The 26,219-nt window shown below is 55.1% G+C and carries 28 protein-coding genes; 22 read left to right on the plus strand and 6 right to left on the minus strand.

Translation table 11 applies throughout. The features are described 5' to 3' along the window. Positions 1 to 16: 16 nt before the first annotated feature. Both ACUN8H_RS07445 and ACUN8H_RS07450 read left to right on the plus strand, forming a co-directional pair. Positions 17 to 1,906 (plus strand): ABC transporter ATP-binding protein, encoded by a 1,890-nt coding sequence (locus ACUN8H_RS07445; RefSeq protein WP_445531516.1) that lies wholly within the window; start codon positions 17 to 19, stop codon positions 1,904 to 1,906. 33 nt (positions 1,907 to 1,939) lie between these two features. Then, a complete protein-coding gene (locus tag ACUN8H_RS07450; RefSeq protein ID WP_445531517.1) occupies positions 1,940 to 2,947 on the plus strand; it encodes a zinc-dependent alcohol dehydrogenase family protein in 1,008 nt (335 codons plus the stop codon). A gap of 78 nt (positions 2,948 to 3,025) precedes the next feature. On the opposite strand, the gene ACUN8H_RS07455 is transcribed toward ACUN8H_RS07450, so the two are convergent. Beyond that, positions 3,026 to 3,292, minus strand: coding sequence for a hypothetical protein (locus tag ACUN8H_RS07455; protein WP_445531518.1), 267 nt, complete (start codon positions 3,290 to 3,292; stop codon positions 3,026 to 3,028). 150 nt (positions 3,293 to 3,442) lie between these two features. Between ACUN8H_RS07455 and ACUN8H_RS07460 the strand changes: the two genes are divergently transcribed. Together ACUN8H_RS07460 and ACUN8H_RS07465 are read left to right on the plus strand one after the other, a co-directional pair. Continuing rightward, on the plus strand, positions 3,443 to 4,591 hold the full coding sequence (locus ACUN8H_RS07460) for a hypothetical protein (RefSeq protein ID WP_445531519.1): 1,149 nt from the start codon (positions 3,443 to 3,445) through the stop codon (positions 4,589 to 4,591). A gap of 49 nt (positions 4,592 to 4,640) precedes the next feature. Continuing rightward, the gene (locus ACUN8H_RS07465; RefSeq protein ID WP_445531520.1) at positions 4,641 to 5,492 is read left to right on the plus strand and encodes a mechanosensitive ion channel family protein; all 852 of its coding nucleotides are present in this window, start codon (positions 4,641 to 4,643) and stop codon (positions 5,490 to 5,492) included. On the opposite strand, the gene ACUN8H_RS07470 is transcribed toward ACUN8H_RS07465, so the two are convergent. Further along, positions 5,489 to 6,223 (minus strand): YebC/PmpR family DNA-binding transcriptional regulator, encoded by a 735-nt coding sequence (locus ACUN8H_RS07470; RefSeq protein ID WP_445531521.1) that lies wholly within the window; start codon positions 6,221 to 6,223, stop codon positions 5,489 to 5,491. The genes ACUN8H_RS07465 and ACUN8H_RS07470 overlap by 4 nt on opposite strands. A gap of 205 nt (positions 6,224 to 6,428) precedes the next feature. On the opposite strand from ACUN8H_RS07470, the gene ACUN8H_RS07475 reads away from it, so the two are divergent. Together ACUN8H_RS07475 and ACUN8H_RS07480 are read left to right on the plus strand one after the other, a co-directional pair. After that, positions 6,429 to 7,046 (plus strand): LysE family translocator, encoded by a 618-nt coding sequence (locus ACUN8H_RS07475; RefSeq protein ID WP_445531522.1) that lies wholly within the window; start codon positions 6,429 to 6,431, stop codon positions 7,044 to 7,046. Between the two features lie 58 nt (positions 7,047 to 7,104). Then, complete coding sequence (locus ACUN8H_RS07480) at positions 7,105 to 7,596, plus strand: glutathione peroxidase (RefSeq protein ID WP_445531724.1); 492 nt, start codon at positions 7,105 to 7,107, stop codon at positions 7,594 to 7,596. Here the strand turns inward: ACUN8H_RS07480 and ACUN8H_RS07485 are convergent. Next, a complete protein-coding gene (locus ACUN8H_RS07485) occupies positions 7,593 to 7,979 on the minus strand; it encodes a DUF7079 family protein (protein ID WP_445531523.1) in 387 nt (128 codons plus the stop codon). The two genes, ACUN8H_RS07480 and ACUN8H_RS07485, sit on opposite strands and share 4 nt — an antisense overlap. A gap of 270 nt (positions 7,980 to 8,249) precedes the next feature. Here ACUN8H_RS07485 and fabV point away from each other — a divergent pair, with 270 nt between their 5' ends. The 5 genes from fabV (at position 8,250) to ACUN8H_RS07510 (ending at position 12,445) form a co-directional block, all read left to right on the plus strand. After that, on the plus strand, positions 8,250 to 9,461 hold the full coding sequence (gene fabV, locus ACUN8H_RS07490) for an enoyl-ACP reductase FabV (protein WP_445531524.1): 1,212 nt from the start codon (positions 8,250 to 8,252) through the stop codon (positions 9,459 to 9,461). A 53-nt stretch (positions 9,462 to 9,514) separates the two neighbouring features. After that, positions 9,515 to 9,730, plus strand: coding sequence for a hypothetical protein (locus ACUN8H_RS07495; RefSeq protein ID WP_445531525.1), 216 nt, complete (start codon positions 9,515 to 9,517; stop codon positions 9,728 to 9,730). A 189-nt stretch (positions 9,731 to 9,919) separates the two neighbouring features. Next, positions 9,920 to 10,174: a hypothetical protein gene (locus ACUN8H_RS07500; protein WP_445531526.1), complete on the plus strand. Its 255-nt coding sequence runs from the start codon at positions 9,920 to 9,922 to the stop codon at positions 10,172 to 10,174. A gap of 259 nt (positions 10,175 to 10,433) precedes the next feature. After that, the gene (locus ACUN8H_RS07505; RefSeq protein ID WP_445531527.1) at positions 10,434 to 11,261 is read left to right on the plus strand and encodes a PRC-barrel domain-containing protein; all 828 of its coding nucleotides are present in this window, start codon (positions 10,434 to 10,436) and stop codon (positions 11,259 to 11,261) included. A 206-nt stretch (positions 11,262 to 11,467) separates the two neighbouring features. After that, on the plus strand, positions 11,468 to 12,445 hold the full coding sequence (locus ACUN8H_RS07510) for a GlxA family transcriptional regulator (protein ID WP_445531528.1): 978 nt from the start codon (positions 11,468 to 11,470) through the stop codon (positions 12,443 to 12,445). A 33-nt stretch (positions 12,446 to 12,478) separates the two neighbouring features. Here the strand turns inward: ACUN8H_RS07510 and ACUN8H_RS07515 are convergent, their stop codons facing one another. Next, the gene (locus ACUN8H_RS07515; RefSeq protein ID WP_445531529.1) at positions 12,479 to 13,273 is read right to left on the minus strand and encodes an SDR family NAD(P)-dependent oxidoreductase; all 795 of its coding nucleotides are present in this window, start codon (positions 13,271 to 13,273) and stop codon (positions 12,479 to 12,481) included. Positions 13,274 to 13,502: 229 nt separating this feature from the next. On the opposite strand from ACUN8H_RS07515, the gene ACUN8H_RS07520 reads away from it, so the two are divergent. From ACUN8H_RS07520 to ACUN8H_RS07545, 6 genes are all read left to right on the plus strand, one after another. Beyond that, positions 13,503 to 14,717 carry an aspartate aminotransferase family protein gene (locus ACUN8H_RS07520; RefSeq protein WP_445531530.1) on the plus strand — a complete coding sequence of 405 codons (1,215 nt, stop codon included), beginning with the start codon at positions 13,503 to 13,505 and terminating at the stop codon, positions 14,715 to 14,717. A 38-nt stretch (positions 14,718 to 14,755) separates the two neighbouring features. After that, positions 14,756 to 15,820 carry an arginine N-succinyltransferase gene (locus ACUN8H_RS07525; RefSeq protein ID WP_445531531.1) on the plus strand — a complete coding sequence of 355 codons (1,065 nt, stop codon included), beginning with the start codon at positions 14,756 to 14,758 and terminating at the stop codon, positions 15,818 to 15,820. Continuing rightward, positions 15,820 to 16,851 carry an arginine N-succinyltransferase gene (gene astA, locus ACUN8H_RS07530; protein WP_445531532.1) on the plus strand — a complete coding sequence of 344 codons (1,032 nt, stop codon included), beginning with the start codon at positions 15,820 to 15,822 and terminating at the stop codon, positions 16,849 to 16,851. The genes ACUN8H_RS07525 and astA overlap by 1 nt, the downstream gene beginning before the upstream one ends. A 22-nt stretch (positions 16,852 to 16,873) precedes the next feature. Then, a complete protein-coding gene (gene astD, locus ACUN8H_RS07535) occupies positions 16,874 to 18,346 on the plus strand; it encodes a succinylglutamate-semialdehyde dehydrogenase (protein ID WP_445531533.1) in 1,473 nt (490 codons plus the stop codon). Further along, positions 18,343 to 19,710 (plus strand): N-succinylarginine dihydrolase, encoded by a 1,368-nt coding sequence (gene astB / locus ACUN8H_RS07540; protein ID WP_445531534.1) that lies wholly within the window; start codon positions 18,343 to 18,345, stop codon positions 19,708 to 19,710. The genes astD and astB overlap by 4 nt, the downstream gene beginning before the upstream one ends. A gap of 129 nt (positions 19,711 to 19,839) precedes the next feature. Beyond that, positions 19,840 to 20,265: a GNAT family N-acetyltransferase gene (locus tag ACUN8H_RS07545; RefSeq protein ID WP_445531535.1), complete on the plus strand. Its 426-nt coding sequence runs from the start codon at positions 19,840 to 19,842 to the stop codon at positions 20,263 to 20,265. Positions 20,266 to 20,355: 90 nt separating this feature from the next. Here the strand turns inward: ACUN8H_RS07545 and ACUN8H_RS07550 are convergent, their stop codons facing one another. Beyond that, positions 20,356 to 21,294 carry an EamA family transporter gene (locus tag ACUN8H_RS07550; protein ID WP_445531536.1) on the minus strand — a complete coding sequence of 313 codons (939 nt, stop codon included), beginning with the start codon at positions 21,292 to 21,294 and terminating at the stop codon, positions 20,356 to 20,358. An 84-nt stretch (positions 21,295 to 21,378) separates the two neighbouring features. On the opposite strand from ACUN8H_RS07550, the gene ACUN8H_RS07555 reads away from it, so the two are divergent. Continuing rightward, the gene (locus tag ACUN8H_RS07555) at positions 21,379 to 21,867 is read left to right on the plus strand and encodes a MarR family winged helix-turn-helix transcriptional regulator (protein WP_445531537.1); all 489 of its coding nucleotides are present in this window, start codon (positions 21,379 to 21,381) and stop codon (positions 21,865 to 21,867) included. A 60-nt stretch (positions 21,868 to 21,927) separates the two neighbouring features. Here ACUN8H_RS07555 and ACUN8H_RS07560 read toward each other — a convergent pair whose 3' ends face one another. Further along, positions 21,928 to 22,800, minus strand: coding sequence for a LysR family transcriptional regulator (locus ACUN8H_RS07560; protein ID WP_445531538.1), 873 nt, complete (start codon positions 22,798 to 22,800; stop codon positions 21,928 to 21,930). A gap of 88 nt (positions 22,801 to 22,888) precedes the next feature. Between ACUN8H_RS07560 and ACUN8H_RS07565 the strand changes: the two genes are divergently transcribed. The 4 genes from ACUN8H_RS07565 to ACUN8H_RS07580 are packed head-to-tail and all read left to right on the plus strand — an operon-like array spanning position 22,889 to position 26,119. Then, positions 22,889 to 23,644 (plus strand): NAD(P)H-dependent oxidoreductase, encoded by a 756-nt coding sequence (locus ACUN8H_RS07565; RefSeq protein WP_445531539.1) that lies wholly within the window; start codon positions 22,889 to 22,891, stop codon positions 23,642 to 23,644. A gap of 59 nt (positions 23,645 to 23,703) precedes the next feature. Then, on the plus strand, positions 23,704 to 24,396 hold the full coding sequence (bluB, locus tag ACUN8H_RS07570; protein WP_445531540.1) for a 5,6-dimethylbenzimidazole synthase: 693 nt from the start codon (positions 23,704 to 23,706) through the stop codon (positions 24,394 to 24,396). 12 nt (positions 24,397 to 24,408) lie between these two features. After that, positions 24,409 to 24,636, plus strand: coding sequence for a hypothetical protein (locus ACUN8H_RS07575; RefSeq protein ID WP_445531541.1), 228 nt, complete (start codon positions 24,409 to 24,411; stop codon positions 24,634 to 24,636). Continuing rightward, positions 24,629 to 26,119 carry a sodium:solute symporter family protein gene (locus ACUN8H_RS07580; RefSeq protein WP_445531542.1) on the plus strand — a complete coding sequence of 497 codons (1,491 nt, stop codon included), beginning with the start codon at positions 24,629 to 24,631 and terminating at the stop codon, positions 26,117 to 26,119. Before ACUN8H_RS07575 ends, ACUN8H_RS07580 begins: the two co-directional genes overlap by 8 nt. The last annotated feature ends 100 nt before the right edge of the window (positions 26,120 to 26,219 follow it).

A 26,219-nucleotide genomic window follows, 5' to 3' on the forward strand; every position in this document is an offset into this window, starting at 1 on the left:
CACGTAAGGAAATCTCATGCTATCGCGCGTTTTACAGCCGCTCTTTCGTTATTTCGAAACGCTGATCAATCCTTATCCGGAAGGCAAGGTCGAAACGCCGCCTAAGGGCTTAATGCCGTTTATTGTGCACTTTTCCCGTCCCATGCTGCCGCTGTTGCTGTTAATGACGCTGTTCACGGCGCTGGTATCGGCAGCGGAAGTGGTGTTTTTCAGCTATATGGGTCAACTGGTTGATTGGCTGGGCAGCGTTGAACGGGCCGGTTTTTGGGCTGAAAACGGGCTTTGGCTGTCAGCGTTGGGACTATTGACATTGATCGGCCTGCCGCTATTGGTGCTGTTGCAGTCGCTGGTGACCCATCAAAGCATTTTTGGTAACTATCCCATGATTGGCCGTTGGTTATCGCATCGGCATATGTTGAGCCAAAGCTTGGCCTTTTATCAGGATGAGTTTGCCGGGCGGGTGTCGCAAAAAGTGATGCAAACGGCGCTGGCGATCCGTGAAACCGTCACCAAGGTGATGGGACTTTTGGTCTATGCGATTGTTTACTTCACCGGGGCGGCTTTTCTGCTGGGTCGGGCGGATCTATTGCTGTTGATTCCGCTGGGGATCTGGTTAGTGGGATACCTGGCGATTATGCGCTTTTTCGTGCCAAGGCTGCGCGATGTCTCCATGGCCCAGGCGGATGCCCGCGCGCAAATGACCGGTCGCGTGGTGGATAGCTATAGCAATATTCAAACCATCAAGCTGTTTGCCGACACTGAGCGCGAGCAGCGCTATGCCCGCGATGCTATGGAAGGTTTTATGGTTACTGTGCACCGCCAAATGCGGCTGGTGACGATTATGAGCGTAGGGCTGACACTGCTTAACACGGCACTGCTGGTGGGCACGGCAGCCATGGCGATTAGCGCCTGGTACATGGAGGCGATTTCGCTAGGGGTCCTGACGATTGCGATTGCGCTCGTGATGCGTATTCGCTTTATGTCCGACTGGATTTTATGGGAGGTGGCGGGGCTGTTTGAAAATATCGGCACCGTGCAGGATGGCATGAACACCATCGCCCAGGAGCCCACGGTGCGCGACGCGCCAAATGCGCCGCCGCTGAAGGTGCCTCAGGGGGAGATTCGCTTTGACACCATGCGTTTTGGCTATGCGCATGCCAAAGGCGAGAGTAAAACCGTGTTTGATGGCTTGAACCTGACGATCACCCCGGGGGAAAAAATCGGTTTGATCGGGCGCTCTGGTGCGGGTAAATCGACCCTGGCCAACCTGTTGCTGCGTTTTTATGACGTGCAGGGCGGGCGAATCCTCATTGATGGACAAAACATTGCCGAGGTAACGCAAACCTCCTTACGCCATCAGATTGGCATGGTGACGCAGGACACGTCGCTACTTCACCGTTCGCTGCGCGACAACATCCGTTACGGTAGCCCTCATGCTAGCGAAGAAGACGTTTGGAACGCGGTCTGTCGTGCTCACGCGGATACTTTTATCAATGAGCTGGTTGACCCGAAAGGGCGTAGAGGGCTGGATGCTCACGTGGGTGAGCGCGGCGTCAAGCTCTCCGGTGGTCAGCGCCAGCGGATCGCCATTGCTCGGGTACTGCTAAAAAATGCGCCCATTCTGGTGTTGGATGAAGCCACCTCGGCGTTGGACTCAGAAGTGGAAGCTGCTATTCAGGAGCAGCTGGATACGTTGATGGAAGGTAAGACGGTTATTGCCATCGCGCATCGTCTCTCTACCATTGCCATGCTCGATCGGCTGATTGTGGTCGATGAAGGTCGCATCGTTGAAACCGGTACCCACCAAGAGCTACTGGCGAAAGGGGGGATTTATGCCAGCCTATGGCAGCGCCAGTCCGGTGGATTCCTTGGGCTTGATGTTACCGACATTAGCCCCAACCCCTAGTAAGTACTCCCAATCTTCCACATGGAGATAGCGATGAAAGCCATCAAGCTTAACCAACCCGGCGGTTTAGACAAGCTGGAAGTCGTTGAAGTGAAGGGACCCGCTGAACCAGGGCCCGGTGAAATTAAAGTGCGCCTACACGCCAGCTCGCTTAATTTTCACGATTACGCCGTGGTCGCCGGCATGATTCCGACCGAAGACCAGCGTATTCCCATGTCTGATGGTGCTGGCGTGGTTGAGGCGGTCGGTGCAGGCGTGAATGAATTTACTGTGGGCGACCATGTCGTCTCTACTTTCTTTCCCCACTGGCTGGAGGGCCCGGCCAGAGTGGGTGATTTTCGTACCACGCCGGGCGACGGCGTCGATGGCTATGCGCGTGAGCAAGTGGTCCGCCCGGCGGAGTGGTTTACCCATCAGCCAAAGGGCTACAGCCACGCTGAGTCGGCCACGTTGACCACCGCGGGACTGACCGCTTGGCGGGCACTGGTCGTCGATGGCGGGATTAAAGCAGGCGATAGCGTGCTGGTGTTGGGCACTGGCGGGGTATCCATTTTCGCGCTGCAGTTTGCCCGCCTGATGGGTGCCCGCGTAATTGCGACGTCATCCTCTAATGAAAAGCTGGCACGGCTGCGTGAAATGGGCGCTGAGCACACTATCAATTATAAAGAGACGCCTGATTGGGGTAAGCGCGTGAAAGAGCTGACCAACGGAGAAGGCGTTGATCATATCGTCGAAGTGGGTGGGCCAGGTACGCTGCCGCAATCCTTTGATGCGATCAAAATCGGTGGGCATATCGCGCTCATTGGCATCCTCACTGGCCGTGAAGGTGAAATACCAACGGCTAAATTAATGGCCAAGCAAGCGAGTTTGAAAGGCTTGATAGTGGGGAGTCGTCGCCAGCAGATCGAGATGATTCGCGCCCTTGAAAACCTTGATATGCATCCGGTAATAGACTGTGAATTCCCGCTTGCCGAGATTGCCGACGCATTCCGCCATCAGGAGTCTGGCCAGCACTTCGGTAAGATTTGTCTGACGTTTTAAGTCAACTGGCTTCGTAATGCTTATCACTACTGAGCCGCCAAACTTGCACGCCTTGTCGGCGTGCAAGCTTAAGCCCTATCAATCGGGCAGGCGGCTATAGACGACCCCTTTTACTTCGAGCTCCAGAATCTCTTTATAAGGCACGGTAACGCCTTCTACATCGCCTGGCGTGCGGTGGCTATTTTTAATCTCGGTTTCCGGAATCACTTTAACGCCAAACAAACCGACATGCTGAATTCTGGCGCTGAAGCGGCTTCCGTCATGTTCAATCAGCAAGCGTTCACCGGCGATGCATTTCTCTAATTTCTCGTGTAACTCTTCTTCACTCACGTGGACGACACTCATGGCATTCTCCTTTTATAAAATCATAGTCCTTTAAGTGCGCTACCGACTGTCTACAAAGACTTTATTTTAGACGATAAGTTCGTCTTTAAGAGTAGACGCTAGGAGCGCCGTGCTAAAGTGGGGCTTGACGCCAGACATAGGGGAAACGTCATGGAGGAGCCGTCCTCACCGGCCGATACGCCATTGTGGAAAATTGTTGAGCTTGATCAGTTTCGTACCCCCGAGAAGACCCAGGCAAGCCAGTGGCGGCGTTCGTTACGCTCGGTTTCGTCGTGGCTGGGGGGGAAGAGTGACGCTGAACAGCAGGTAAAGGATGAGAGCGAGCTACGTAGGTTGCCCGAAGTTAGGTTGGCGCATTTAGTGCCGCCTATCGATTGGGCGCCTGTTGCAAGCGCATTAGCCCTTGAGCTTAATGGCCAAGATGCGCCGGTAACGTTCTTTATTACGACACCTTATAGCGGCCATGTGGCGGTGGTTAGGCAGTGGGCGGAAAAGCACAACTTCGCTTGTGTACCGACACCTTCGCTTAGTGAGCTTGCCGAGGGTGGCACTGATTGGGTAGAGCAGTGTGTCAATCATCGTGAATGGGCAGTGCCGGCCCTTGAACGTTGCTTTTTACGCCACACCCAGGGTATTCAGGGGATCCGGGAGTTTCTTGAGCGCGCTTTAAGTGGCCGCCTGGGAAAAGGGGTCATTGGCTGTGACAGCTGGACCTACGCCTTCCTTCAGCAGGTAATTGGTATCAATGGCGCGCCGGTATTTACGCTTCAATCAATGGAAGGCGAGCAGCTGTCGCGCTATTTTGCGATGATGGCAGCCCATGCTGGTCAACCTCCCGCCGTCTACAGCACTCGATCCGGCAGGCAGCTATTGCCTGGCACTGAAACCAAGCGCAACGAAAAAGCCCCCTACAAAGAACTCCAGCGCTTATCGGCGCATTGTCGAGGGCATATCGGCATTGCGTGGCATTACTGGCGCGAGCGCTTGCGCGAGCCAACAGAGAGTAAAGAAGAGGAGTTATGGATGGTGGATGCGCTGGCCGAGGCGGAACTTGCCACCGATACCGGCGATATTGCCACGCTAGTGCTGCATGCATTGTTGATTCATGGCGGCCTGGATGACCATTCTCTGGGCGAAGTATTGCCGTTTTCGCACCATGAAGCTCTTAATGCCCGTTTAGCGTTGCAGCGTAAAGGTATTGTCTCGAGCTTCGAAGGGCGCTGGCAGGTGGCACCACTGAGCTACGCGAATGTGCGGCAGTTGTTGGAATCGCGTAATTATCTGGTCGATCCTCTCTAGCAGCTCTAGGCAGCGACGTTAAAACTGACAGGCCTGCGGAGGGCAACCCATGGAAGAGGAACAGAAGTACGCGCGACTGTTTAACGATATCGATAGCCAAGCACTGATGACGTTGGGCATCGTGCTACTATCAGCTATTGTGCTGATTATTGTTAGCCAGCGTGGCCTGAACTGGATCGGCAACCGGATGCATGGCCAAGTACGCTTTCGTATTTTTGCCATGGTACCAATGACGCGCTTGCTAATATTGATTACTGCGCTCGCCATCATCGTGCCGACGATTATCGAGCCGTCGCTACGTAACATGGTGACTGTCATGGGTGCGTTGGGCCTAGCCATTGGCTTTGCCATGAAAGATTATGTCAGCAGCCTGATAGCCGGCGTCGTTTCAGCGGTAGAGCTGCCTTATCGGCCCGGCGACTGGGTGCAAATTGAAGATACGTATGGCGAGGTCAAACACGTTGGCTTACGCACCGTCGACATCCAAACCCCTGACGATGACTTGGTTTATGTGCCGCATTTAAAGCTGTGGGATCACGCTGTCTACAACGCCAACAATGGCGGTACCAGCCTGCAGTGTGTGGCGAGCTTTTATCTTCACCCTGAGCACGAGGCAGGCTGGGTACGTAAAGCGTTGCGCGATGTGGCGCTCACCAGCGCCTATCTAACGTTCGATAAGCCGATCGTGGTGGTCGCTGAAGAGAAGCCCTGGGGTACCCATTACCGTATCCGCGCCTACCCGGTGGACCCACGCCAGCAGTTCCTGTTTATTACCGATCTTACCTTACGCGGCAAAAAAGTGCTGAGTGCCGCCGGGGTGCCGTCAGCGATGTTGCCACCGGATGCGGCCTTGGATACCCGCAACGCGGTGGGGTCTGCTTCCTCAAGAGGAATTGGTTAGCCCTGGTGCTCGTCGGGCAGCTCGCCACTGTGATAAACGTTTTGCACGTCGTCCAGTTCGTTGAGCATGCCCAGGAATTTTTCAAACATCGCCACATCATCGCCCTCGACCGGAGTGGTGGTTTGGGGAAGAAACTGAATTTCGTCTACCTCAAAGTCAATCTCGCCGAATGTATCCAGAAGTGCTTGTTTGGCTTTCGCGTAGTCCGTATGCGGGGCGAAAACGGTGATACGTTCGCCTTCTTGCTCAATGTCGGTGACATCGACATCGGCTTCCATTAGCGCTTCAAGCACGGCGTCTTCATCGCTGCCGGCAAAGGCGAAGATGGCACAGTGGTCAAACATGTGGCTAACGCTGCCAGGCGTGCCGATTTTGCTCTTGGTTTTGGTAAAGCAGCCGCGTACATCGCCAAAGGTGCGGTTGGGGTTGTCGGTAAGACAGTCGACGATCACCATTACATTACCGGGGCCAAAACCTTCGTAACGAGCAGCAGAAAAATCTTCTCCACCGGCGCCGCTGGCTTTATCGAGTGCTTTATCAATCACGTGAGAGGGCACTTGGTCTTTCTTGGCTCGCTCCATTAAACCGCGTAACGCCAGGTTACCATTCGGGTCGGTACCACCCGCCTTAGCGCAAACGTAGATCTCGCGTCCGTATTTGCTGTAGACCTTGGTCTTTGCATCGGCCGTTTTGGCCATGGATTCCTTACGGTTCTGAAAAGCCCTGCCCATGTTGCCGTCCTATGTTTTCTAGATCTATGTTTTCTATATGCCCCGCGCACTGAGCGGCGGGGCGGGTGTTTTCAAAAGAGTAAATTTTACCCAACAGCGTACCATGCTAACAGCGTTATTTAAGGCGCCAACCGAAGTGTTGCTTGGCTTAGCGTATACTGGCGCTTTCGCTTCATAGCGTGATATCCCTGAAGGAGAAACCAGCATGCCGTTGACACTGTGGCTATCTCTTGCCGCGATTTGTGCCATGGGCGCTATGTCACCCGGGCCCAGTTTGGCACTGGTGCTGCGACACACCCTCGGCGGGGGGCGCTTTGTGGGTGTCACTGCCGCCCTTTTTCATGCTTTTGGCGTGGGGTTTTATGCGCTACTGACGGTGTGGGGGTTAGGCGCGGTGATCGCTGGTTTTCCGCTGCTGTTTCAACTGATCACTTGGTGTGGGGCCGCTTATCTCGCCTGGTTAGGTATTAATGCACTGCGTGCTGGAAAAGCCAACGCTCTACAGCCAACGGTAGTGACTACTCACCGGCGTCAGGCGGCCAAAGAGGGCGTGCTGGTCGCACTAGGCAACCCAAAGCTAATACTGTTTTTTGTCGCGCTGTTAAGCCAGTTTGTAACGCCAGAGATGAGCGCGCTAGCCAAGACTATTATTGTCCTAACGGCCATGATCATTGATGGTGGTTGGTATGTGTTGGTGGCTGTTCTGCTTTCCCACTCACGCATCTTGCCTTGGTTACAGCAGCGTGCCCACTGGATTAATCGCATTACGGGGGTGTTGCTGATCGCCCTGGCGCTAAGAGTGGTCGCTGGGCCGCTGGTGTAAAAAGTCGAGTCGTGGCATGGTGCTAGCTATGCCGTTTGGGGTTTTGTGGGGCCGAGTAATGCAAATTTACGACCAAGATTGTTATACCCATCAAGGGCTGCCGTTCAACCTGCGCGCGCTGCGTGGTCAGGTACTGCTGGTGGTAAACGTTGCCAGTCAGTGTGGCTTTACCCCACAGCTAGGCGAGCTGGAAGCGCTTTATCAGCGCTATCGGGATCGTGGCTTTACCGTGCTTGGTTTCCCCTGCAACCAGTTTGGCCGCCAGTCACCCGAGAGTGCGCAGGCCTTTTGCCAGTTTGGGGAGCAAACGTTTGGGGTGAGCTTCCCCTTGATGGAGAAGGTGAACGTCAATGGCAGCCAGGCGCATCCGCTGTTTTGTTGGCTAAAGCATGAAGCACCTGGTGTGATGGGGACGCAATTAATAAAGTGGAATTTCACCAAATTCTTAATAGGTCGCGATGGAAAGGTGATTGCCCGCTTTGGTCCCCGCGATCATGGGCGGCCGTTGCGCCTGGCGTTAGAGCAGGCGTTGGATCAAGCCTACCCCTAAATTTTTTCCCCCCGGGCAATGGCGACGCGGCCCATTAAGGCATTCCAGCGGTGACGAACCATCAAGGTGGTCAATCCTGAAAAAAGTGCCCAGCTTTTACGCCGCCAACCTTTCAAACGCAGGTTGTGATTGACCAATTGCTGCATCAGCTTTCGATCATTGAATTGGCGCCATTCACTGGCAATGGAAAGCTGATGGCGCGACATCACCGGTGCCATCTCCAGGCGAAACATCCATTCAAGCTCATTAAGTGTCATATCGTAGCGCTGCACGATATCGACCATATGCGCGTAATCGCGTTCACTGGGTTCACGGTCAAGCCACAGCGGGGCTAGCGCTAGCCAAAGATCACCGCGTTCATCTACTAGCTGCTGTGCATTCATGATTGCCTCTTCTGGAAAGTCCCGATCTATCTACTTACAGCCTATCCATGTACTTACACTAGCACTAGATGCTGACACCAATATCGACATAAGTACGGATATAAATACGTGTGCCAGTATCGTGACGCCAAAGCTTCTTCATCTCAAGGCGCACAATAGCGCAAGAGCGGACATCAGGCACGGAGACAGCTAGAATAGTCTCACTGAGTCATGGCGTCGCCTGGGCAGGGCGACGTCGATCACCCAATCAATCCGATAACGAGGTTCGATGTGATTATTAAACCCAAAGTGCGCGGCTTTATTTGTACTACCACTCACCCCATTGGCTGTGAGCAGAATGTTCGTGAACAGATCGAAGCGACGCGCGCCCGCGGTTTGGATAAGCAGGCTGGCCCGAAAAAAGTACTCGTGATTGGAGCGTCGAGCGGTTATGGCCTGGCTGCGCGCATTACCGCGGCATTTGGCTACGGTGCTGACACGCTGGGCGTGTTCTTTGAAAAGCCCGCCACTGATAAAAAGCCAGGCACTGCCGGTTGGTATAACAGTGCCGCTTTCGATAAATTTGCCAAGCAGGAAGGGCTGTACAGTAAGTCGATCAACGGTGATGCGTTCTCCCATGAAGCTCGGGAAAAAGCCATTGAGCTGATTAAACAGGACATGGGCGAAATCGACTTGGTGGTCTACTCGCTGGCATCGCCCGTTCGTAAGCTACCGGATAGCGGCGAACTAAAACGCTCAAGCCTGAAGCCGATTGGCGAAACCTATCGCGCCACGGCTATCGATACCAATAAAGATGCGATTATCGAAGCGGAAGTAGAGCCTGCAAACCAGCAAGAGATCGACGACACCATTACCGTCATGGGTGGCGAGGATTGGGAACTGTGGATGGACGCGCTCAACCAAGCGGGCGTGCTGGCAAAAGGGGCGCGCAGCGTCGCGTTTAGCTATATCGGTACCGAAATCACTTGGCCAATCTATTGGCACGGCGCACTGGGTAAAGCCAAGGAAGACCTGGATCGCGCTGCCACGGCGATTGATAGCAAATTAAAAGCGAGCGGCGGTGGCGCCAATGTCGCCGTACTGAAGTCGGTGGTGACCCAGGCGAGTGCGGCGATTCCAGTCATGCCGCTGTATATCGCCATGGTCTATCGCATCATGAAAGAACAGGGCCTGCACGAGGGCACTATAGATCAATTGAACCGCTTGTTCGGTGAGCAGCTCTACTCCGCCCAGGGGCAGCAGGGCGAGCTAGTAACGGATGAGGCAGGCCGTCTGCGTATGGATGACTGGGAGCTGCGCGACGACGTTCAACAAGCTTGCCAGGATCTATGGCCAGAGGTGACTACCGAGAACTTATTCGCCATTACCGACTATGCTGGTTATAAGCACGAGTTCTTAAAGCTGTTTGGCTTTGAGCGTGAAGACGTAGATTACGATGCCGACGTTAACCCCGAAGTAACGTTCGATGTCGTAAATCTGTAGGCCATTGACGCAGGCGCGACGCGCCGATTCGACCGGAACACGGGAGTTGTTTTATGGATACTAGGGAGAGCAAAACCCCGGAAGAGCAAAAAGAGCACATTATAGGAGAACGGGTGCCTGAGGATTTTGAATCCTCTCAGCCGCACCTTCAGCCTGAAGCCAAAAAGCGCCCAGGCGGAATGTACAAGTTACTGCCATTGGTGATCATCATTCTTGGCATAATTGTGGTGAGTATCATTGTGCTAGGCATCATTAATCGTGGTAACTAGTTAATCACCGTTTAGATATCTTGCCGGGCCTTGAGCCCGGCAATTTTTTTACTCGCTTGCTTAAGATGTTAGAGCCGCTGATGGCGCTCAACCGTTGTTAAAGTTGGCACATAAGTTCGTAAGAAACGTAACGTTCTGCTAAGAAAGTAAAGTGTTATAAAACGGAACGACTTTCGCGCAGGAGGATTTATGACTCACGTAGCACGAGTAGAACCGATCACTCACAAGCGAGGCGATAAACTGTTTATTTCAGGCTGGCGCGTGGTGGATGTCACTGTTCCTGATGCGCCTCAGGAGCTATCCCAACACGAAAATGAGCCTCAGGCCATTGAAGCGGCTAGAAATTTTGAAGCCAAAACGGCGCAAGAGCTGGATTCCAGTCCTGACGATACCCAGGATTATGATGCATCGGATCCGCAGGCTGGCAAGCGCTTTTCTCGTTAAGGGTTTGGCTTATACGTTAGCCCGCCACGATGATCAGTTTTTAATGAAAAGCAGTAATATGCTGGCCCCTATTGTTGAGCAACTCAGCGGCGGACTTGCTTGGTATATGGCGTGTTTTAGACGTGAATTATGGTTGTAAGTTAGAAAGTTAAGCTTATTAATGTTTATTAATATTTTTATAGAGTGTGGTTTTGACTTTGATGTTTAGCGCTTTAGTGGACTAGCTTTTGATGTGTAAACCAACATAAGGAGAGATTGTATGAAACGGACAGCACTTGCCATTGCCATTGGCGCGGTTTGCACAAGCTTATCAACGGGTGTTCTGGCTCAGGAAGAGAACCGGAATGATACAAGCAATGCGAATCAAGCATCTCAGCAGCAAGGTTCGAACGGGCAAACGCAGCCTAGTAACAATAATCAGACCCGAGACAGTGAGACCAGGGATATCAACGTTGAACAGAAGCCTGCCGAGGTAAAAGTAGAGCAAGATAAACCCGATATCACTGTGGAGCAATCTCAACCTGAAGTCACTATTGAGCAACCTGAACCCAATGTGACCGTTGAAGAAGCCGAGCCAAATGTTACCGTTGAGCAGACCGGCGAGCCTGAGGTAACGGTCGAGCAAGCTGAAGACGCTGAGGTCAACGTTAATCAAGACGAGCAAGAGCGCCAGCAGGATAACCAGCAGCGCGACCAAGCGAGTCAAAACCAAACGGATCAAGCCGATCAGAATAACCAAACCGATCGAAATGACCAGTCCAACCCACTGATGTCGCAACGGGCCAGTGATTTGGAAGGTAGATCAATTGCTAACCGTGAAGGCGAAGAGATTGGCGAAGTGCAGCATATCGCAAAGCATAATGACTCTGGCGAGTTGTTCGCTATTGTTTCCGTCGGCGGTTTTTGGGGCATTGGCGCAACCGATATCGCGCTGCCCCTGAATGATGTGCACGTTGAAGATGATCAGCTCGTCGTCAGCACCACGTATGGCAGCAATGAAATTGAAGATTCGTCGAATGATTACCAAGAAGACGAATACAGTGAAGTGGATAGCGATATGACGCTATCCGAGGCTAAGCAACAGTAGCTAAGAAAAGGTAACAGTGCTGGCTTTTATTCGCTGTTAGTCACGTGAGTAAGGAGGGCAAGGCATAATATGTCTTGCCCTTTTTCATGGGCAGTCGTCGGTGGTATTAACGTAGCGACATCTTTTTTTATCTATGAGTAACTAGCGCTGCCTTCAATTGCTCAATTGGGTAAGATGGGCGTTTACCCAAGCCGATGGCATTTTTCATGCAGCCCAACCCTCTAGCGTCGCAAACAGCCATATCCCGTCGGCGGGTAGCGTTTTTGCTGTTGCCGGGGTTTTCCTTACTCACCCACGCCAGCGCACTGGAACCTCTCCAAATGGCGAATCAGTTGAGCGGGCAGATGCTTTATCACACCGTGACGTTAAGCCTGAACGAGGAACCGGTACGCAGCGGCGCGCAGCTTTCCCTGATAGCCCAGCATGCGCTAAGTACAGCGCTAGGCCCGCTGGATCTATTACTTATATGCGCACCCACGCCGCTTCCTTATACGCTGCCTGCCAAGCTAAACGAATGGCTGCGCAGTCATTTAGGCCGTGGCGTGGCGTTGGGCGGTTTAGCTGGGGGAACAGAAGTGCTGGCGCGCTGTGGATTATTGGAAGGGTATCGCGCCACGCTTCCATGGCAGCGTTTTGAGGCGTTTGCGCAAGCTTACCCACAAGTCACCCTTTCCCAGCAGCTGTTCGAAATTGACCGGGACAGGCTAACCTGCGCTGGCGGTACAGCAGCGATGGATTTAATGCTCACGCTGATTGGGCAGCATCATGGTGCGCGCTTGGCGGAACAGGTATCGGAGCAGTTTGTGTGCGATCGCATTCGCTTAGCGGATGAGCGCCAGCATGTGCCGTTGCGCACCCGCTTGGGCCACGCACCGCAAAGCTTGGTGGATGCTGTTACGCTCATGGAAGCCAATATTGAGGAGCCGCTCTCGACTCTGGAATTGGCAGAGCATCTGGGAATTTCTCGGCGCCAATTAGAGCGGCTGTTCAAGAAATATTTACAGGCGGTGCCAAGCCGCTACTATCTGGATTTACGTTTGCAGGAAGCCCGCAAACAGCTGCGTGATAGTGATCGACCGGTAGGCGATATTGCCTTTGTCACTGGGTTTTCGTCGGGCGCGCATTTTTCAACCGCCTACCGGAATCACTTTGGCATGACGCCAAGAGAAGAGCGCCTAGGTTAGAAAGGTAAGATTAGAAAGATAAGAGTAGCGGGCTCAGGTTAAGGTATCGACAATACCGCCTTCTACCCGCAGCGCTGCACCCGTGGTGGCGCTGGCTTGAGGCGACGCGGCATAGACGCTCATGCTGGCCACTTCTTCAGGCGTCGCAAGGCGCTGAATAATAGAAGAGGGACGGCTCTCTTTGACAAAGCGTGCTTCCATCTCTTGTTGAGAAACACCCTCTTTTTCCGCCATTTCACCAATCATCTTGAGCACCCCTTCAGAGCGCGTTGGCCCAGGCAAGATAGCGTTGACGGTGACCTGCGTGCCGCTGAGCGCTTTGGCCAGCCCGCGTGACACTGACAGTAGCGCCGACTTGGTCATGCCGTAGTGCACCATCTCGGTGGGGATGTTGATGCCCGATTCACTCGAGATAAATTGAATACGCCCCCAATCGCGGTCGCGCATGCCCTGGGCATAATGGCGCGAAAGGCGCACCGCACTCATGATATTAATATCGAAAAATTGCTGCCAAGTGGCGTCATCAACCGCGAAGAAATCTTGCGGGCCAAAAATACCCACGTTATTGATCAATATATCCGTACTTGGCTGCTGCTGGATTAGCGTTTGGCATCCTTCAGCAGTGCCGAGATCGGCGGCCACGCCTGCTACCTTGGCATTCGGGGCATCTTGTTTAATGGCGGCGATGGCTTCATCCACCCGATCTTGCGTTCGGCCTGTGACGACAACCTGGGCGCCAGCGTTGGCAAGCCCCTGGGCTATCGCGAAACCGATACCCGCTGTCGAGCCGGTAATGATGGCGTGCTTACCGCTTAGATCAATTTGCATAGGGTGTACTCCTCTCTTCCTGAGTGTTAGTACGTCGCGATACCCCGCTAAACAAGTATGACTTTATCGCTTGCTAACCAGTATGGGGGTCTTATAGCGTACTTCAAGCCGTTAATGTGGCTGAGCAGGCGCCGCTATTCATAATTTGCCGTCCCATTACTGAAAGCGGTTAACCGTGCTGGCCCCTTATACTGTTTTCATTCCTTTCCTCCAGCGGAGATAGCGCCCTATGAGCCATACCCCGAGCCGTCAAGATTACGACCACTACATGACGCCGAACTACTCACCGCAGCAGGTTATTCCCGTGCGCGGCGAGGGTAGCCGCTTGTGGGATCAGCAGGGGCGCGAATATATCGATTTTGCCGGTGGCATCGCCGTCAACTCACTGGGCCACTGTCACCCGGTGCTCGTTAATGCGCTGAAAGAGCAGGGCGAAAAGCTGTGGCACCTCTCTAATGTGTTTACCAACGAGCCCGCACTGAACTTGGCCAAAACGCTGGTTGAACGCACCTTCGCTGACAAAGTGTTTTTATGCTCCTCCGGCGGTGAAGCCAATGAAGCCGCGCTGAAGCTGGCCCGCCGCTGGGCGGTGGATAATCATGGCGAACAGAAAGATAAGATCATCTCCTTTTATCAATCCTTTCACGGCCGCACCTTTTTCACCGTGAGCGTTGGTGGCCAGCCTAAATACTCTCAGGGCTTCGGCCCGGTGCCAGGCGGTATTCAGCACGCCAACTACAACGACCTGGAAAGCGTTCGTGCACTAATGGGCGACGATACCTGCGCGATCATGGTTGAGCCCATGCAGGGCGAAGGCGGCATCGTGCCCGCGACACCAGAATTTCTTCAAGGCCTGCGCGATCTGTGTGACGAACATAACGCGCTGTTGATTTTTGACGAGGTGCAAACCGGCGTTGGTCGCAGCGGTGAACTCTACGCTTACAAAAACTACGGCATTGCCCCGGATATCCTTACCAGTGCCAAGTCGCTGGGCGGCGGTTTCCCCATTGGCGCCATGCTGGCCACTGATGATGTCGCCAAGTCGCTGGTCGTCGGGACTCACGGCTCCACCTACGGCGGCAACGCGTTGGCTTCTGCCGTGGCGCTGGCGGTCGTCGAGTTTGTCGATACCCCTGACGTGCTAGAAGGCGTGAAAAAGCGTCACGACCTGTTCCGTGAACACCTGGAAACTATCAACCGCAAGCACGGGGTGTTTAAAGAAATCCGTGGTATGGGTCTGCTAATAGGCGCCCAAATGTCGGATGCCTACGAAGGCCGCGCCAAGGACATTCTGCCGCTGGCCATCGAAGAGGGCTTGATGGCCTTGATTGCAGGCCCCAACGTGCTGCGCATGGCGCCCTCGCTGGTGATCCCCGAAGCGGACATCGCCGAAGGCATGGCCCGGCTAGAACGCGCCATTGAGCGGTTAGTTGCCTCCGCATGAGTGAGCTGCCTAGTGGGTTAACAGAGGGGGCGTCGAAGATGCTGGTAGTGCGACCCGTTAAAGCGTCGGATCTCCCGGCGCTCGAACAGTTGGCTGAGCATGCAGTGCCCAGGTTGACCAACTTGCCTGCCAACCGTGAGCGGCTTCAGGAGCGCATTGCGCGCTCCCAGGAGGCTTTCAACGGCGAGGTCGAGTTTCCTGAAAACGAGCACTATACCTTCGTGCTCGCTGACGATAGTCGTGAGGAAGTATTGGGAACGGCCACGATCCGTGCCCAGGCAGGTGCCAATGAGGCTTATTACACCTACCGCCAGGAAACGTTGATTCACGCTTCGCAGCAGTTGAATGTGCGCCGTGAAGTTCAGACGCTGGCGCTTTCCCACGAAGTCTCGGATGCCACTTTGCTGTGCGCTTTTTCGCTGAACCCCCGCTACAAGGGTACCAGTGCCGAGAACCTGCTGCGACGGGCGCGATTGATGTTCATTGCCCAGTATCCAGAGCGCTTTTCGCGCATCTTAGCGGTCGCCTTCCCCGGCTATCTGGATACCCGCGGTGAATCGCCTTTTTGGGAAAGCGTCGGCAGGCACTTTTTTGCCCGTAGCTTCCAGGACATCAACCACATTGCGGGGGTGCGCTCGAAAAGCTTTATCGCCGAGGTGATGCCCCAATTCCCGCTCTACCTACCGCTGTTGACGCCCCAGGCGAGAGCCGCGATTGGGCGTGAACATCCCGCCCATGAAGAGGCGCTGGAAGAGATGCTGGCGGAAGGCTTTGTGCGCTCTCGCCATGTGGATATTTTTGACGCTGGGCCGATTGCCAAAGCCGAGCGTGACCGGCTGGAAACCTTTCGCCGCGCTGCCTGGCACCCGGTGCGCATTCGCCCCGAACACGCCTTGCCCGATGCCGAACCGGCGATGATTGCCAACCAGAAGCTGGGGGATTTCCGCTGTATCGTTGCGCGTTATGCGCTGTCGCCGACGGGCCAGTTGATGCTTTCGGCGGAGCACGCCGAGCGGCTGGGCGTTTCGGAAGGGCGAGCCGTGCTCGCCGCACCGCTTACCTTACCCGCCGCGGTGGACGCGCTCGATGAAGGAGAAATGTAATGCGCATTCGACCCATTGCCCGCAATGACCTGGATGGGCTGCAGGCGCTTGCGCAGCAGGCCGGGGTAGGGTTTACCTCGTTGCCGGATAACCGCGAGTTTCTGGCCGGCAAGATAGAAGCCGCCGCCAGCGCCTTTGAAGAGCGCACCCCGGTGGATGACCGGCTCTACTTTTTTGTACTGGAAGATGAAGTGAGCGGTGAGTTGGCGGGCTGCTGTGCCATTGAAGGGCAGGTAGGCCGGGAAGTGCCGTTTTATAACTATCGGCTGGGTACTCTGGCGCACTCCTCCATCCAGCTGGATCTTCACCGTACTATCGACACGCTGTTTTTAAGCTCCGACCACACGGGGGATGCTGAAGTGTGCTCGCTGTTCCTGCGTCCGGAGTATCGCGGTGAAGCCAACCGCCACTTGCGCAACGGCGCGCTGCTTTCCAAGGCGCGCTGGCTGTTTATCGCCCAGTTTCGTGACCGTTTCCCCGACAAAGTGTTGGCGGAGATGCGCGGTGTGTTCGATGAGAACAACACCAGCCCTTTCTGGGAGAGCCTGGGCAAGCACTTCTTTCCCATGGATTTCAGCGAAGCGGATCGACTCACCGGCCTGGGGCAGAAGAGCTTTATCGGCGAGCTGATGCCCAAGTTTCCGATCTACACCACCTTCATGGCTGAAGAGGCGCGGGCCTGCATTGGCCAGGTGCATCGCCATACCCGCCCAGCACTGGAAATGTTGAAAAAAGAGGGGCTGCGCTGGGAAGGCTATATCGACATTTTCGACGGTGGCCCCACCGTGGAAGCCTATATTGATGATGTGCGCGCTATCCGCAATTCACGGCTTTGCCAGGTGGAAGTGTCTGCCGCTGCCCGTGAAGAGAGCGTCAGCCGCTGGCTGGCGGCTACCACCCAGATGCTGAACTTTACCGCCAGTTGGATAGGCCGTGCGCCTTCTGAAGACAACACCATCGTGCTTAGCGAGCAGGAAGCGAGCCGCTTGGGTGTCACTACCGGTGATTATCTGCGGCTACTCGAAACCTAGGCAACGTTCACAGGAGAATTTTATGCACGCTCAACAACAGCAACTGATCAATGGCGCTTGGCTGGCAGGCGATGCCGCGTCGTTGAGCAAGCACGATCCTGTTTCCGGGCAATTGCTCTGGGAGGCCGCCACGGCCAGCGAGGATCAGGTCATGACCGCTGTGAAGGCCGCCCGCAGCGCCTTTCCTGGCTGGGCGCGTACTCCCGTTGCCGAGCGCCAGGCCCTCGTTGAGCGTTTTGCGGAGGTGCTAAAAACCCGTGGGGAGGCGCTGGCGGTGGCGATTGCCTCTGAAACCGGTAAACCCCTCTGGGAAGCGCGCACTGAAGCGGGGGCGATGGTGGGTAAGATCGCACTATCGGTAAAAGCTTATAACGAGCGTACCGGTGAGCGGGATAAAGCCGTTGGCAATGCCAAAGCCGTACTGCGCCATCGCCCCCATGGCGTCATGGCGGTCTTCGGCCCCTATAACTTCCCCGGCCACCTACCCAACGGCCATATGGTGCCCGCTTTATTGGCGGGTAACACCGTCGTTTTCAAGCCCAGCGATCAAACTCCGCTAACCGCCGACTTAACGCTTCAGTGTTGGCTGGAAGCCGGGCTACCTGCCGGGGTGATCAATCTGGTGCAGGGCGGCGTTGCCGTGGGCCAGGCGCTGGCAGGTAACCCCGATATCGATGGCCTGCTGTTTACCGGCAGCGCCAAGGTAGGCGGCATGCTGCACCAGCAGTTTGCTGGGCAAATGGATAAAGTCCTGGCGCTCGAGCTGGGAGGAAATAATCCGCTGGTAGTGAAGGATATTGATGACGAGCGTGCGGCGGTACTGACCATTCTGCAGTCGGCGTTCCTTTCCGGTGGCCAGCGCTGCACCTGCGCTCGCCGCTTGATGGTGCCGGAGGGCGAAGTGGGCGATCGATTGATCGATGCGCTTTCCGAGGCGATCACCAAGCTGCACGTGACGGGCCAGTTCGAAGAGAACCCAGCGCCATTCTATGGTGGTTTGGTCAGCGTCGCGGCGGCGGATGGCTTGCTCAAGGCTCAAGAGGCGCTGGAGTCCATGGGGGGCGCGGTGATCAATCGTATGCAGCGCCTGCAAGACAACACCAGCCTGCTAAGCCCCGCGCTGATTGATGTGACGGGCCTGGACGTTCCCGACGAAGAGCACTTCGGACCGCTGCTGAAAATCCATCGCTATCGCGACTGGGATGAGGCATTAGCGCTTGCCAACGACACCCGCTATGGGCTCTCCGCGGGATTGATTGGGGGAGAGCAGTCAGATTGGGACGACTTTCTGCTGCGCATTCGCGCGGGCATCGTCAACTGGAACCGCCAGACCACTGGCGCTTCCGGCGATGCACCCTTTGGCGGCGTGGGTGACAGCGGCAACCACCGCCCTAGCGCCTATTACGCGGCAGACTACTGCGCTTACCCGGTTGCTTCTATGGAAGCCGACACTCTGGAGATGCCTGAAACTCTGCCACCAGGAGTGAGTTTATGAACGGCAGTGCCTTCAGCCGTATTAGGGAAGTCAACTTCGACGGCTTAGTCGGCCCTACCCATAATTACTCGGGGCTGGCCGTTGGTAACGTCGCTTCGATGAGCCACGGTGGTCTGCTCTCCAATCCCAAGGAGGGCGCGCTACAGGGGCTGGCCAAGATGAAGTCGTTGATGGACGCAGGCTACGCCCAGGGCGTGCTGCCACCCCAACAGCGCCCCGATATTGGCGCACTGCGCGATTTAGGTTTTAGCGGCAGCAATAGCGATGTGCTGGCCCGCGCCGCCAAAGAGGCGCCGCAGCTCCTGCGCGCGGTATGTTCGGCTTCCAGCATGTGGACCGCTAACGCAGGCACGATTACCCCCAGCGTCGACGCACTGGATGGCCGCGTGCACTTCACGCCGGCCAACCTGCAGTCGAGCTTTCACCGCTACCTGGAGCCGCAAACCACGGGGCGTGTGCTGCAAGCGATCTTCCGCGACGAACAGCACTTCTCCCACCACCCGGTGCTACCCGCTACCCCAGCCTTTTCCGATGAGGGTGCGGCCAATCACACCCGCCTTGGCGGCGAGTACGGTGACCCCGGCGTTCACTTGTTCGTCTATGGGCGCCAAGCGTTTGGTGACTTGCGTAGCGGCGCTCGCGAACCCCAACGCTATCCCGCCCGCCAGACCCTGGAAGCCAGCCAAGCGGTAGCCCGCCAGCACGGGCTTTCTGATGCGCAAACTGTCTTCGCTCAGCAGCACCCGGATGCCATCGATGCAGGCGTGTTTCATAACGATGTCATCGCGGTGGGAAACGGCCCTGTGCTGCTCTACCACGCTATGGCGTTTCTCGATGAAGAAGGCACGCTCGATGAATTGCGTGCCAAAATGAACACACCGCTGATTCCCGTGCGCGTGCCGGTCGAGGCGGTGAGCATGGAAGACGCAGTCGCGTCGTATCTCTTTAACTCCCAACTGCTCTCCAATCCGGACGGCACCATGACGCTTGTGGTACCCGGCGAGTGTCAGGAGCGGGAAGCGGTCTGGCGCACGATCCAGGATCTCATTCTGGCGGGTAATAACCCCATCGGCGAAGTGATCGTCAAAGACGTCAAGCAGAGCATGCGCAACGGCGGCGGCCCCGCTTGTCTGCGTCTTCGCGTCGTTTTGTCTGAAGCAGAACGTGCTTCGCTCTCTGGCCGCGTGCTGCTCAACGATGCGCTTTATGATGACCTGACCGCCTGGGTGAATCGCCACTACCGCGACCGTCTCGCCCCTGACGATCTCGCCGACCCGCAACTGGCAGAAGAATCTCTTGCGGCACTGGATGAACTCACCCAGTTGCTCAAGATCGGGCCTGTTTACCCGTTTCAGTTGAGGTAGGAGTCGCGTAAGCGTGTTCTAAACGGCGAGGCTTAGCCTTGCCGTTTTGTATTCGCATATAGGCATGCAATATTGATAGTGTCGATGCGACGCAAAGGCTAGACCTCAAGCAGCGCTAGGAATCGAGATATGACGCCTATTATTCGGCCGACTGACGACAAGGCGTTCGCGGAAAAATTAATTCGCCAAAATATGTCGGGCTATTACCAATATCTGGATATGCGCTGGGATACCGAGCTCTTTGATAGACAGTGGGGCGAGCTGGATAGCTACGCGTTAGTCATTAACGCTTCACGTGTGGGGCTGCTATGCATCAACCACGATGAAGACGCCTACTATATACGGGAACTGCAAATTGACCCAATGTGGCAGCGCCAAGGTTTGGGGACAGCAGCTATCCGCTTCACGGCTGAAACTGCTCAGCAAGCGGACATTCACTTAGTTCGGCTTCGCGTATTTGGTATCAACCCAGCCATCGCTTTATACCAGCGCATGGGGTTTAGAATATTGAAAACCGCAAAGGGAATGCACACCATGGAACGTCGCATTCTGTAGCCGTACAAGCAGGGTCGTATAACGGCTCTTGTGATTCCCTCTCCGCGACGTCCTGCCACGGTCATCACCCACTCGCTTAGGCCCCCTCGGTTAGGCAGCTTTATCAGGCGTCTGCTTCGCTTTACCAATGTTAAGCAGGGCAATACCGGTACCAATCAATAGGATGCCAAGCAGCAAGCCCTCGGGGGCGGTTTCTCCCTGTAACAGGATGGCGACCGGAACCCCCACCACGGCGCCAACAGAACCTAATAGGCTCAGAAATACCGGGCCACCGCTTTTTTGCAGCAGGAAGAGCAGCAAAAACTGGCCAGCGAAAACCACCGCCTGGACGGCAATCAGGACAATCGACAGAGACCGATCCATGGGTACGTGAAGTGAGAAGCCTGGCAGTAGGCTCACCCCGAGCAGAAGCAGGGAAGCTGCTATCAGCATCCCAGGCGCCAGCGCATCGCTGGATACGCCTACTGGCCAGCGCAGGGTTCGGTAGAGGTTGCCGATCGCCAGCAGCACAGGGCCAATCAAGGCGAGAAGAATCCAAAGGTAGTCTGCATCAGGGGCAGAAAGCTTATGAAAAGCCAGGGTGAAGGCTCCCATAAGGGCTGACATGACACCAGCCGCCCGCAAGAGCTGAAAACGCTCCATTTTTAATGTCAACGCACCGACGTAGGTGAGCAGCGGTGGCAACGTGATGATCAATGCCACAAACCCGGCGCCGACATGGGGGACCGCTGAGAAGAAGAGCAGATTGGCGCCCGCCACGCCCAGCAGTGCAGAGACGGCATAATACTCGACAGTGCGAAGATTAACGGGCGGAAGATGGCGGCGGTAGGCGGCGAGCGCCACTAGAATAATGGCCGCTCCCAAAATGGACCAAAATAGAAAAGCGAGCGCTGATAGTTGCATTTCACCCGCGAGCTTTGCCAAATTAGTCGATAGGCCCAGCAAGGCGCCACCGGCCAGCAGATACAGCAGCGGTGCAAGCCAGGCTCTTTTAGAGGAGTGTTGCTTGGGTGTGTTGAGTGATGTCATTAGCAGCCTTCAAGGATTATATCTTGATGTCAAAGTATGTAGAATTAACCTTGACGTCAAGATACATAGGCGCAAAATACACCGATGGATCATGTAGACCACATACTCAACCAATGGCGGCAGGAGCGGCCCGACCTCGACGTAGCCCCGATGGGTACTATCGGGCGGGTCAAACGGCTTAACCACGCTTTAATGCGCACAATGGAAAAGACCTGGGCGAAATATGGTCTGACGGATGCGAGCTTTGACGTGCTAGCAACGCTGCGCCGAGAGGGAGCGCCCTATGCGCTATCGCCGAGCGATCTAATGGCATCCACCATGGTGACGTCAGGCACCATGACTCACCGCATCAATCTACTGGAAAAGGCAGGATTGATCGAACGAGTCAAAAACCCAGAAGACGGTCGTGGTTTCCTAATCTCTCTTTCACAACGCGGCTATGATTTGATCGACGAAGCGGTGGCCGCCCATGTGGAGACACAGGCGCAACTGGTGAGCGGGTTAACTGAAGAACAACGTCAGCAACTGGATGCGTTGCTGAAGCAGTTTCTGTCAGGGTTTGAGAAGGAGTGATAGCGCTTGCCGCCGGGGTATGCTGTCACTTGATCCGCTTATCGGTACTAAAACCAGCGATTACCGTTCACGCAACCCATGCGTTATCGCCTCCATAAATGCGTGCACTCTGGCCACATGGCGCAAATCTGGATGGGTGAGCAGCCAGAGTTGAGTCGTCAGCGCCTCAATCGGTTCGCTGAGCCTGAGCAGCACATCATCGGCATCCCCAAGATAGCAGGGCAGTATCGCAATGCCTGCCCCATGACGCACTGTAAGTTGCATCCCCAGCATGCTGTCCAGCCGGTAGGCCACGTTTTTACCCACCATCCACTTCTCAAGTGATGTATCGCCTAGATGCACATCCGGGCCTATCCAGTTTTCTGACGATAGTGACGCTAGGTCTAATGGCAGAGGAGTATTTTGCCAAAGCGCTTTTTGTCCATAAACCGCCAAGGAGATGTCGCTTACTTTTCGACCTACAAGCGTTTCCGGTGGCTTGCAGGTTGGACGGATAGCGATATCGGCCTCACGCCGTGTCAAACTATGAAGCTGGTTGGAGATGACCACTTCAAGTGTGATAGCCGGATAGGTTTTTCGAAAGCTTGCCAGCAGCGGAGATAGCAGGCCCGTGAAAAGTGTGTCGGTTGTGGTGATTCGCAGGCTGCCGGTAAGCGTTAAATCCTGCCCTATGATTCGGCGCTCCGCGCTGTTGATCTCGCTCTGGACGCGCTTGGCAGAAACTGTCAAATCTTCGCCTGCCATTGTCGGCGTATAGCCGTTACGGCTGCGCTCAAAAAAGGTAACGCCCAGTCGCCGCTCCATCTCACTTAAACGTCTGAAAACAGTGGCGTGGCTGATACGCAGCGTTCGGCTGGCGCCGGATAGAGAACCCGCTTCGGCAATTGCTAGCACAATCTGCAGGTCGTCCCACCTTATTTGCTGTTCATTCATGCAAGTCTGATTCTCATTTATGACCAATGCCTACTCGTTTATGAACAGGTTAGTCTGTTGTCGAACCAATCGACAGGGGGAATGCAGAATGAATGTATTGATCGTCTTGGCTCACCCGGAACGCAAGTCATTCAATGGCGGTCTAGTGGATGAAGCGGTAGCACAGCTGATGGGCGAGGGTCACACAGTGGAAGTGGATGATCTTTATGCGGATCAGTTTGATCCGGTGGAGCGCGCTGGACACTATCCGCCTAGCGCTGTGGCATCGGACTACTTCTATCCACTCAATGAGCAGCGGGCTCACTACGAAAAAAACGTATTACCGCAGGACGTTCAGCGGGAGTTGACGCGGTTGGAGTGGGCTGACTTGGTGATCTTTCAGTTTCCCTTATGGTGGCACGCCCAGCCAGCCATTTTGAAAGGCTGGTTTGATCGGGTGCTGGTGTATGGTGGTCGCTATACGAGCCGCATGCGCTACGATAAAGGCTACTATGGTGGCAAGAGGGCCATGCTCTCGGTGACCACGGGCTCGCCTGAAATGACATTTCAGCCCTTTGGTCGTGCAGGCAACATGGTTCACTGGCTTTGGCCGATTCATTCATCACTGTACTACGTTGGCTTTGACGTACTGGCGCCCCAGGTGAACTACGGCATTCAGGGCGGCGGTATTCGTTATCAAGCGGAAGCTGACCTCACGGGTCACCTGGAGGCTTGTAAAGCGGCTTGGGTATCTCGGCTGAGGAACCTGGATAGTGAACTGGCCATCCCCTTTGCTGGGTGGGATGACTGGGACGAGGACGGCGTATTACGCCAAACAACGCCACTTCGATGGAGGCTGGGCTGACCTAGTGTAGACTCTGCACTCGTTTATAAACCAGATCAGCAAAAGGCCCGACAAGCGCCATGACTCCCTCGAATCACCGTTTTACCGATGCTGAGCGCCGTGGGCTTTATCGCGCCATACACGAACGGCGCGATGTGCGCTCGCAATTTCTGCCCGAACGGATTCCACCTGACGTACTGGCCCGCCTTTTGGAGGCAGCCCATCATGCGCCTTCGGTAGGTTTCATGCAGCCCTGGGATTTCATCGTGATTGAGAGCCGCACTGTCAGGGAAGCGGTATTGGCGACGTTCGAGGACGAAAATCGGAAGGCCGCCGAATGTTTTGAAGGGAAACGCAAGGAGCATTACCGTAGCCTTAAACTGCAAGGCATTCTGGAAAGCCCTATCAATCTTTGTATTACCTGTGATCGAAGTCGGGGCGGCCCCCATGTACTGGGGCGCAATAGCATTGTCGATACCGACCTGTTTAGTACCTGTTTAGCCGTGCAAAATTTTTGGCTGGCGGCACGAGCGGAAGGTATTGGCGTTGGCTGGGTGAGCATTCTTGATCAAGAACAGCTTAGCGCGGCGTTGAACCTGCCTGATCATGTATATCCACTGGCGTACCTATGCCTTGGCTATGTGAATGAGTTTTTAGATCAGCCGGAGCTTGAAGCCAAAGGCTGGCGCGATCGGCTGCCATTAAACGAACTGGTACATGGCGACCAGTGGGGGCAGCCGCTAGCTGCTCTTAATAAAGTTGCGGTTAAATAAAGGAGAGTACTCGTGCGACGTTTGATCGTTCTGCCCACTTCTCGTGCGGGATGGGGGTTATTCATCGCTTTTATGGCGCTGGTAATAGCGGGAACGTGGCCGATAATCGGCTTGGTTAATAAGGCAACGCTAGTGTTAGGGCTCCCGTTAATGGTGGTATGGAGCTATCTGGTGATTTTTGCCTGCGTAGTAGTGATGTTGATTGGTAATCGTATTGTAGAGCGCGACGACCATGAATAGCCTTTGGCCACTACTCATAACACTGACCTATGTGGCCATTGTGATGGTGATTGGGTTACGCGCCAGGGCAGGGCATTCCATGAACAGCCTGGAAGAGTGGGGCGTGGCAGGGCGCAGTATGGGGCCGGTGACGCTTTACCTGCTCATCGCCGCCGGTAGTGTGAGTGCTTACACCTTTATGGGCGCGCCCGGTTGGGCTTATTCCAGAGGCGTCGCGGTGTTTTATGTAGCGATCTACCTTGCCTATCTGGCGTTGGTCGCCTGGTACTTTGGCCCGAAAGTGTGGCAGTTCGGCGAGCAGTTTGGTCACGTGACTCAGGCAAGTGCCATCGCTGACCGCTATCAAAGCCCTGCGCTGGGGGCGCTGGCTGCGCTCGTGATGGCGATTGGCTCCATTGCTTATGCCGTTCTGCAAACGATTGGTTCGGCCTATATTTTGTTTGTGATGAGCGGCGGCTTGATACCGATTTGGCTGGGGGTCGTGCTGGTGCTGGCCTGTATTGCCGTTTATCTCTACGCCAGCGGACAGCGAGCGATTGGTCGTACCAATGCCTTTCAAGGCGTGCTGATGCTAATCGTTGCCTGGGCGGTTGGCCTGTGGGCTGTGCATAGCGCCACCGGCGGGTTAAGTTTTGCGGTGGTGTTCGAACGCATCCAGACCGAACATAGCGAGTTTCTCACCCTGCCAGGCGCCGGTGGTGATATGAGCTTTAGCTTTTGGACAACCTCGATCATCGTTTCTATGTTCTCGTTTATGCCGCCAGTATGGACACAGTGGATGAGCGCTTCTTCCGCGCGCACCATTCGTCGCAGCGCAACGTGGCTGCCCACCTATTACGTAGTGATTCTGCCTATGGTGGTGGTTGGCTTCATCGGCATTTTTTCGCTGCCTGAACTCGCCCGCGCCGATACCGTAGTGCTGGAATACGCCATGCAGCACTTGCCTGTCGTGCTGGTCGGGCTGTTGGGCGCTGGCACGCTGGCAGCCTCTATGTCCTCAAGTGAACCCTTTATTCACTCTGTATCACTGTCATTTAGCAAAGATGTGCTTCAGCCGGTGTTAAAACTCTCGGATGCAGCCACCGGCAAGCTGGCGCGGCTGTTAATCTTGCCCATCATGTTCCTGATCGTGGCGCCACTGGCGATTGCGGAGCCCGGTAGCCTGGTGATGATTCTGCTAGTGGGGTTGGGTTTTGCCTCCCAGGTGCTGCCTGCATTTATAGGTATGTTCTTCTGGCCACGGGCTTCTCGTTTGGGCGTGATGGCCGGTATCGTGGTGGGGTTTTTGATCACCACGGCATTTACTCTCCTTTGGCCGCACCCAATGGGCATTCATGCAGGCTTCTGGGGATTGATGGCCAATTTGCCCGTATTTATTACAGTGTCACTGATGACGCCTGCTACCAGCGCAGAAGTGGTTGAACGTTTCTTTCGTATCGCCGCTCCTCGCGGGTTTACACGGCTGCAAAGAAACGCGGAATAATAAACGCTGACTTAATCTGTTCATGTTGTTCGCTTACCCTTGCAGATAACCGATTTTATAGACGCTCTACCAAGTCGAAACAATGTACTAACAAAGGCAA

The organism is Vreelandella sp. V005 (assembly GCF_052645115.1).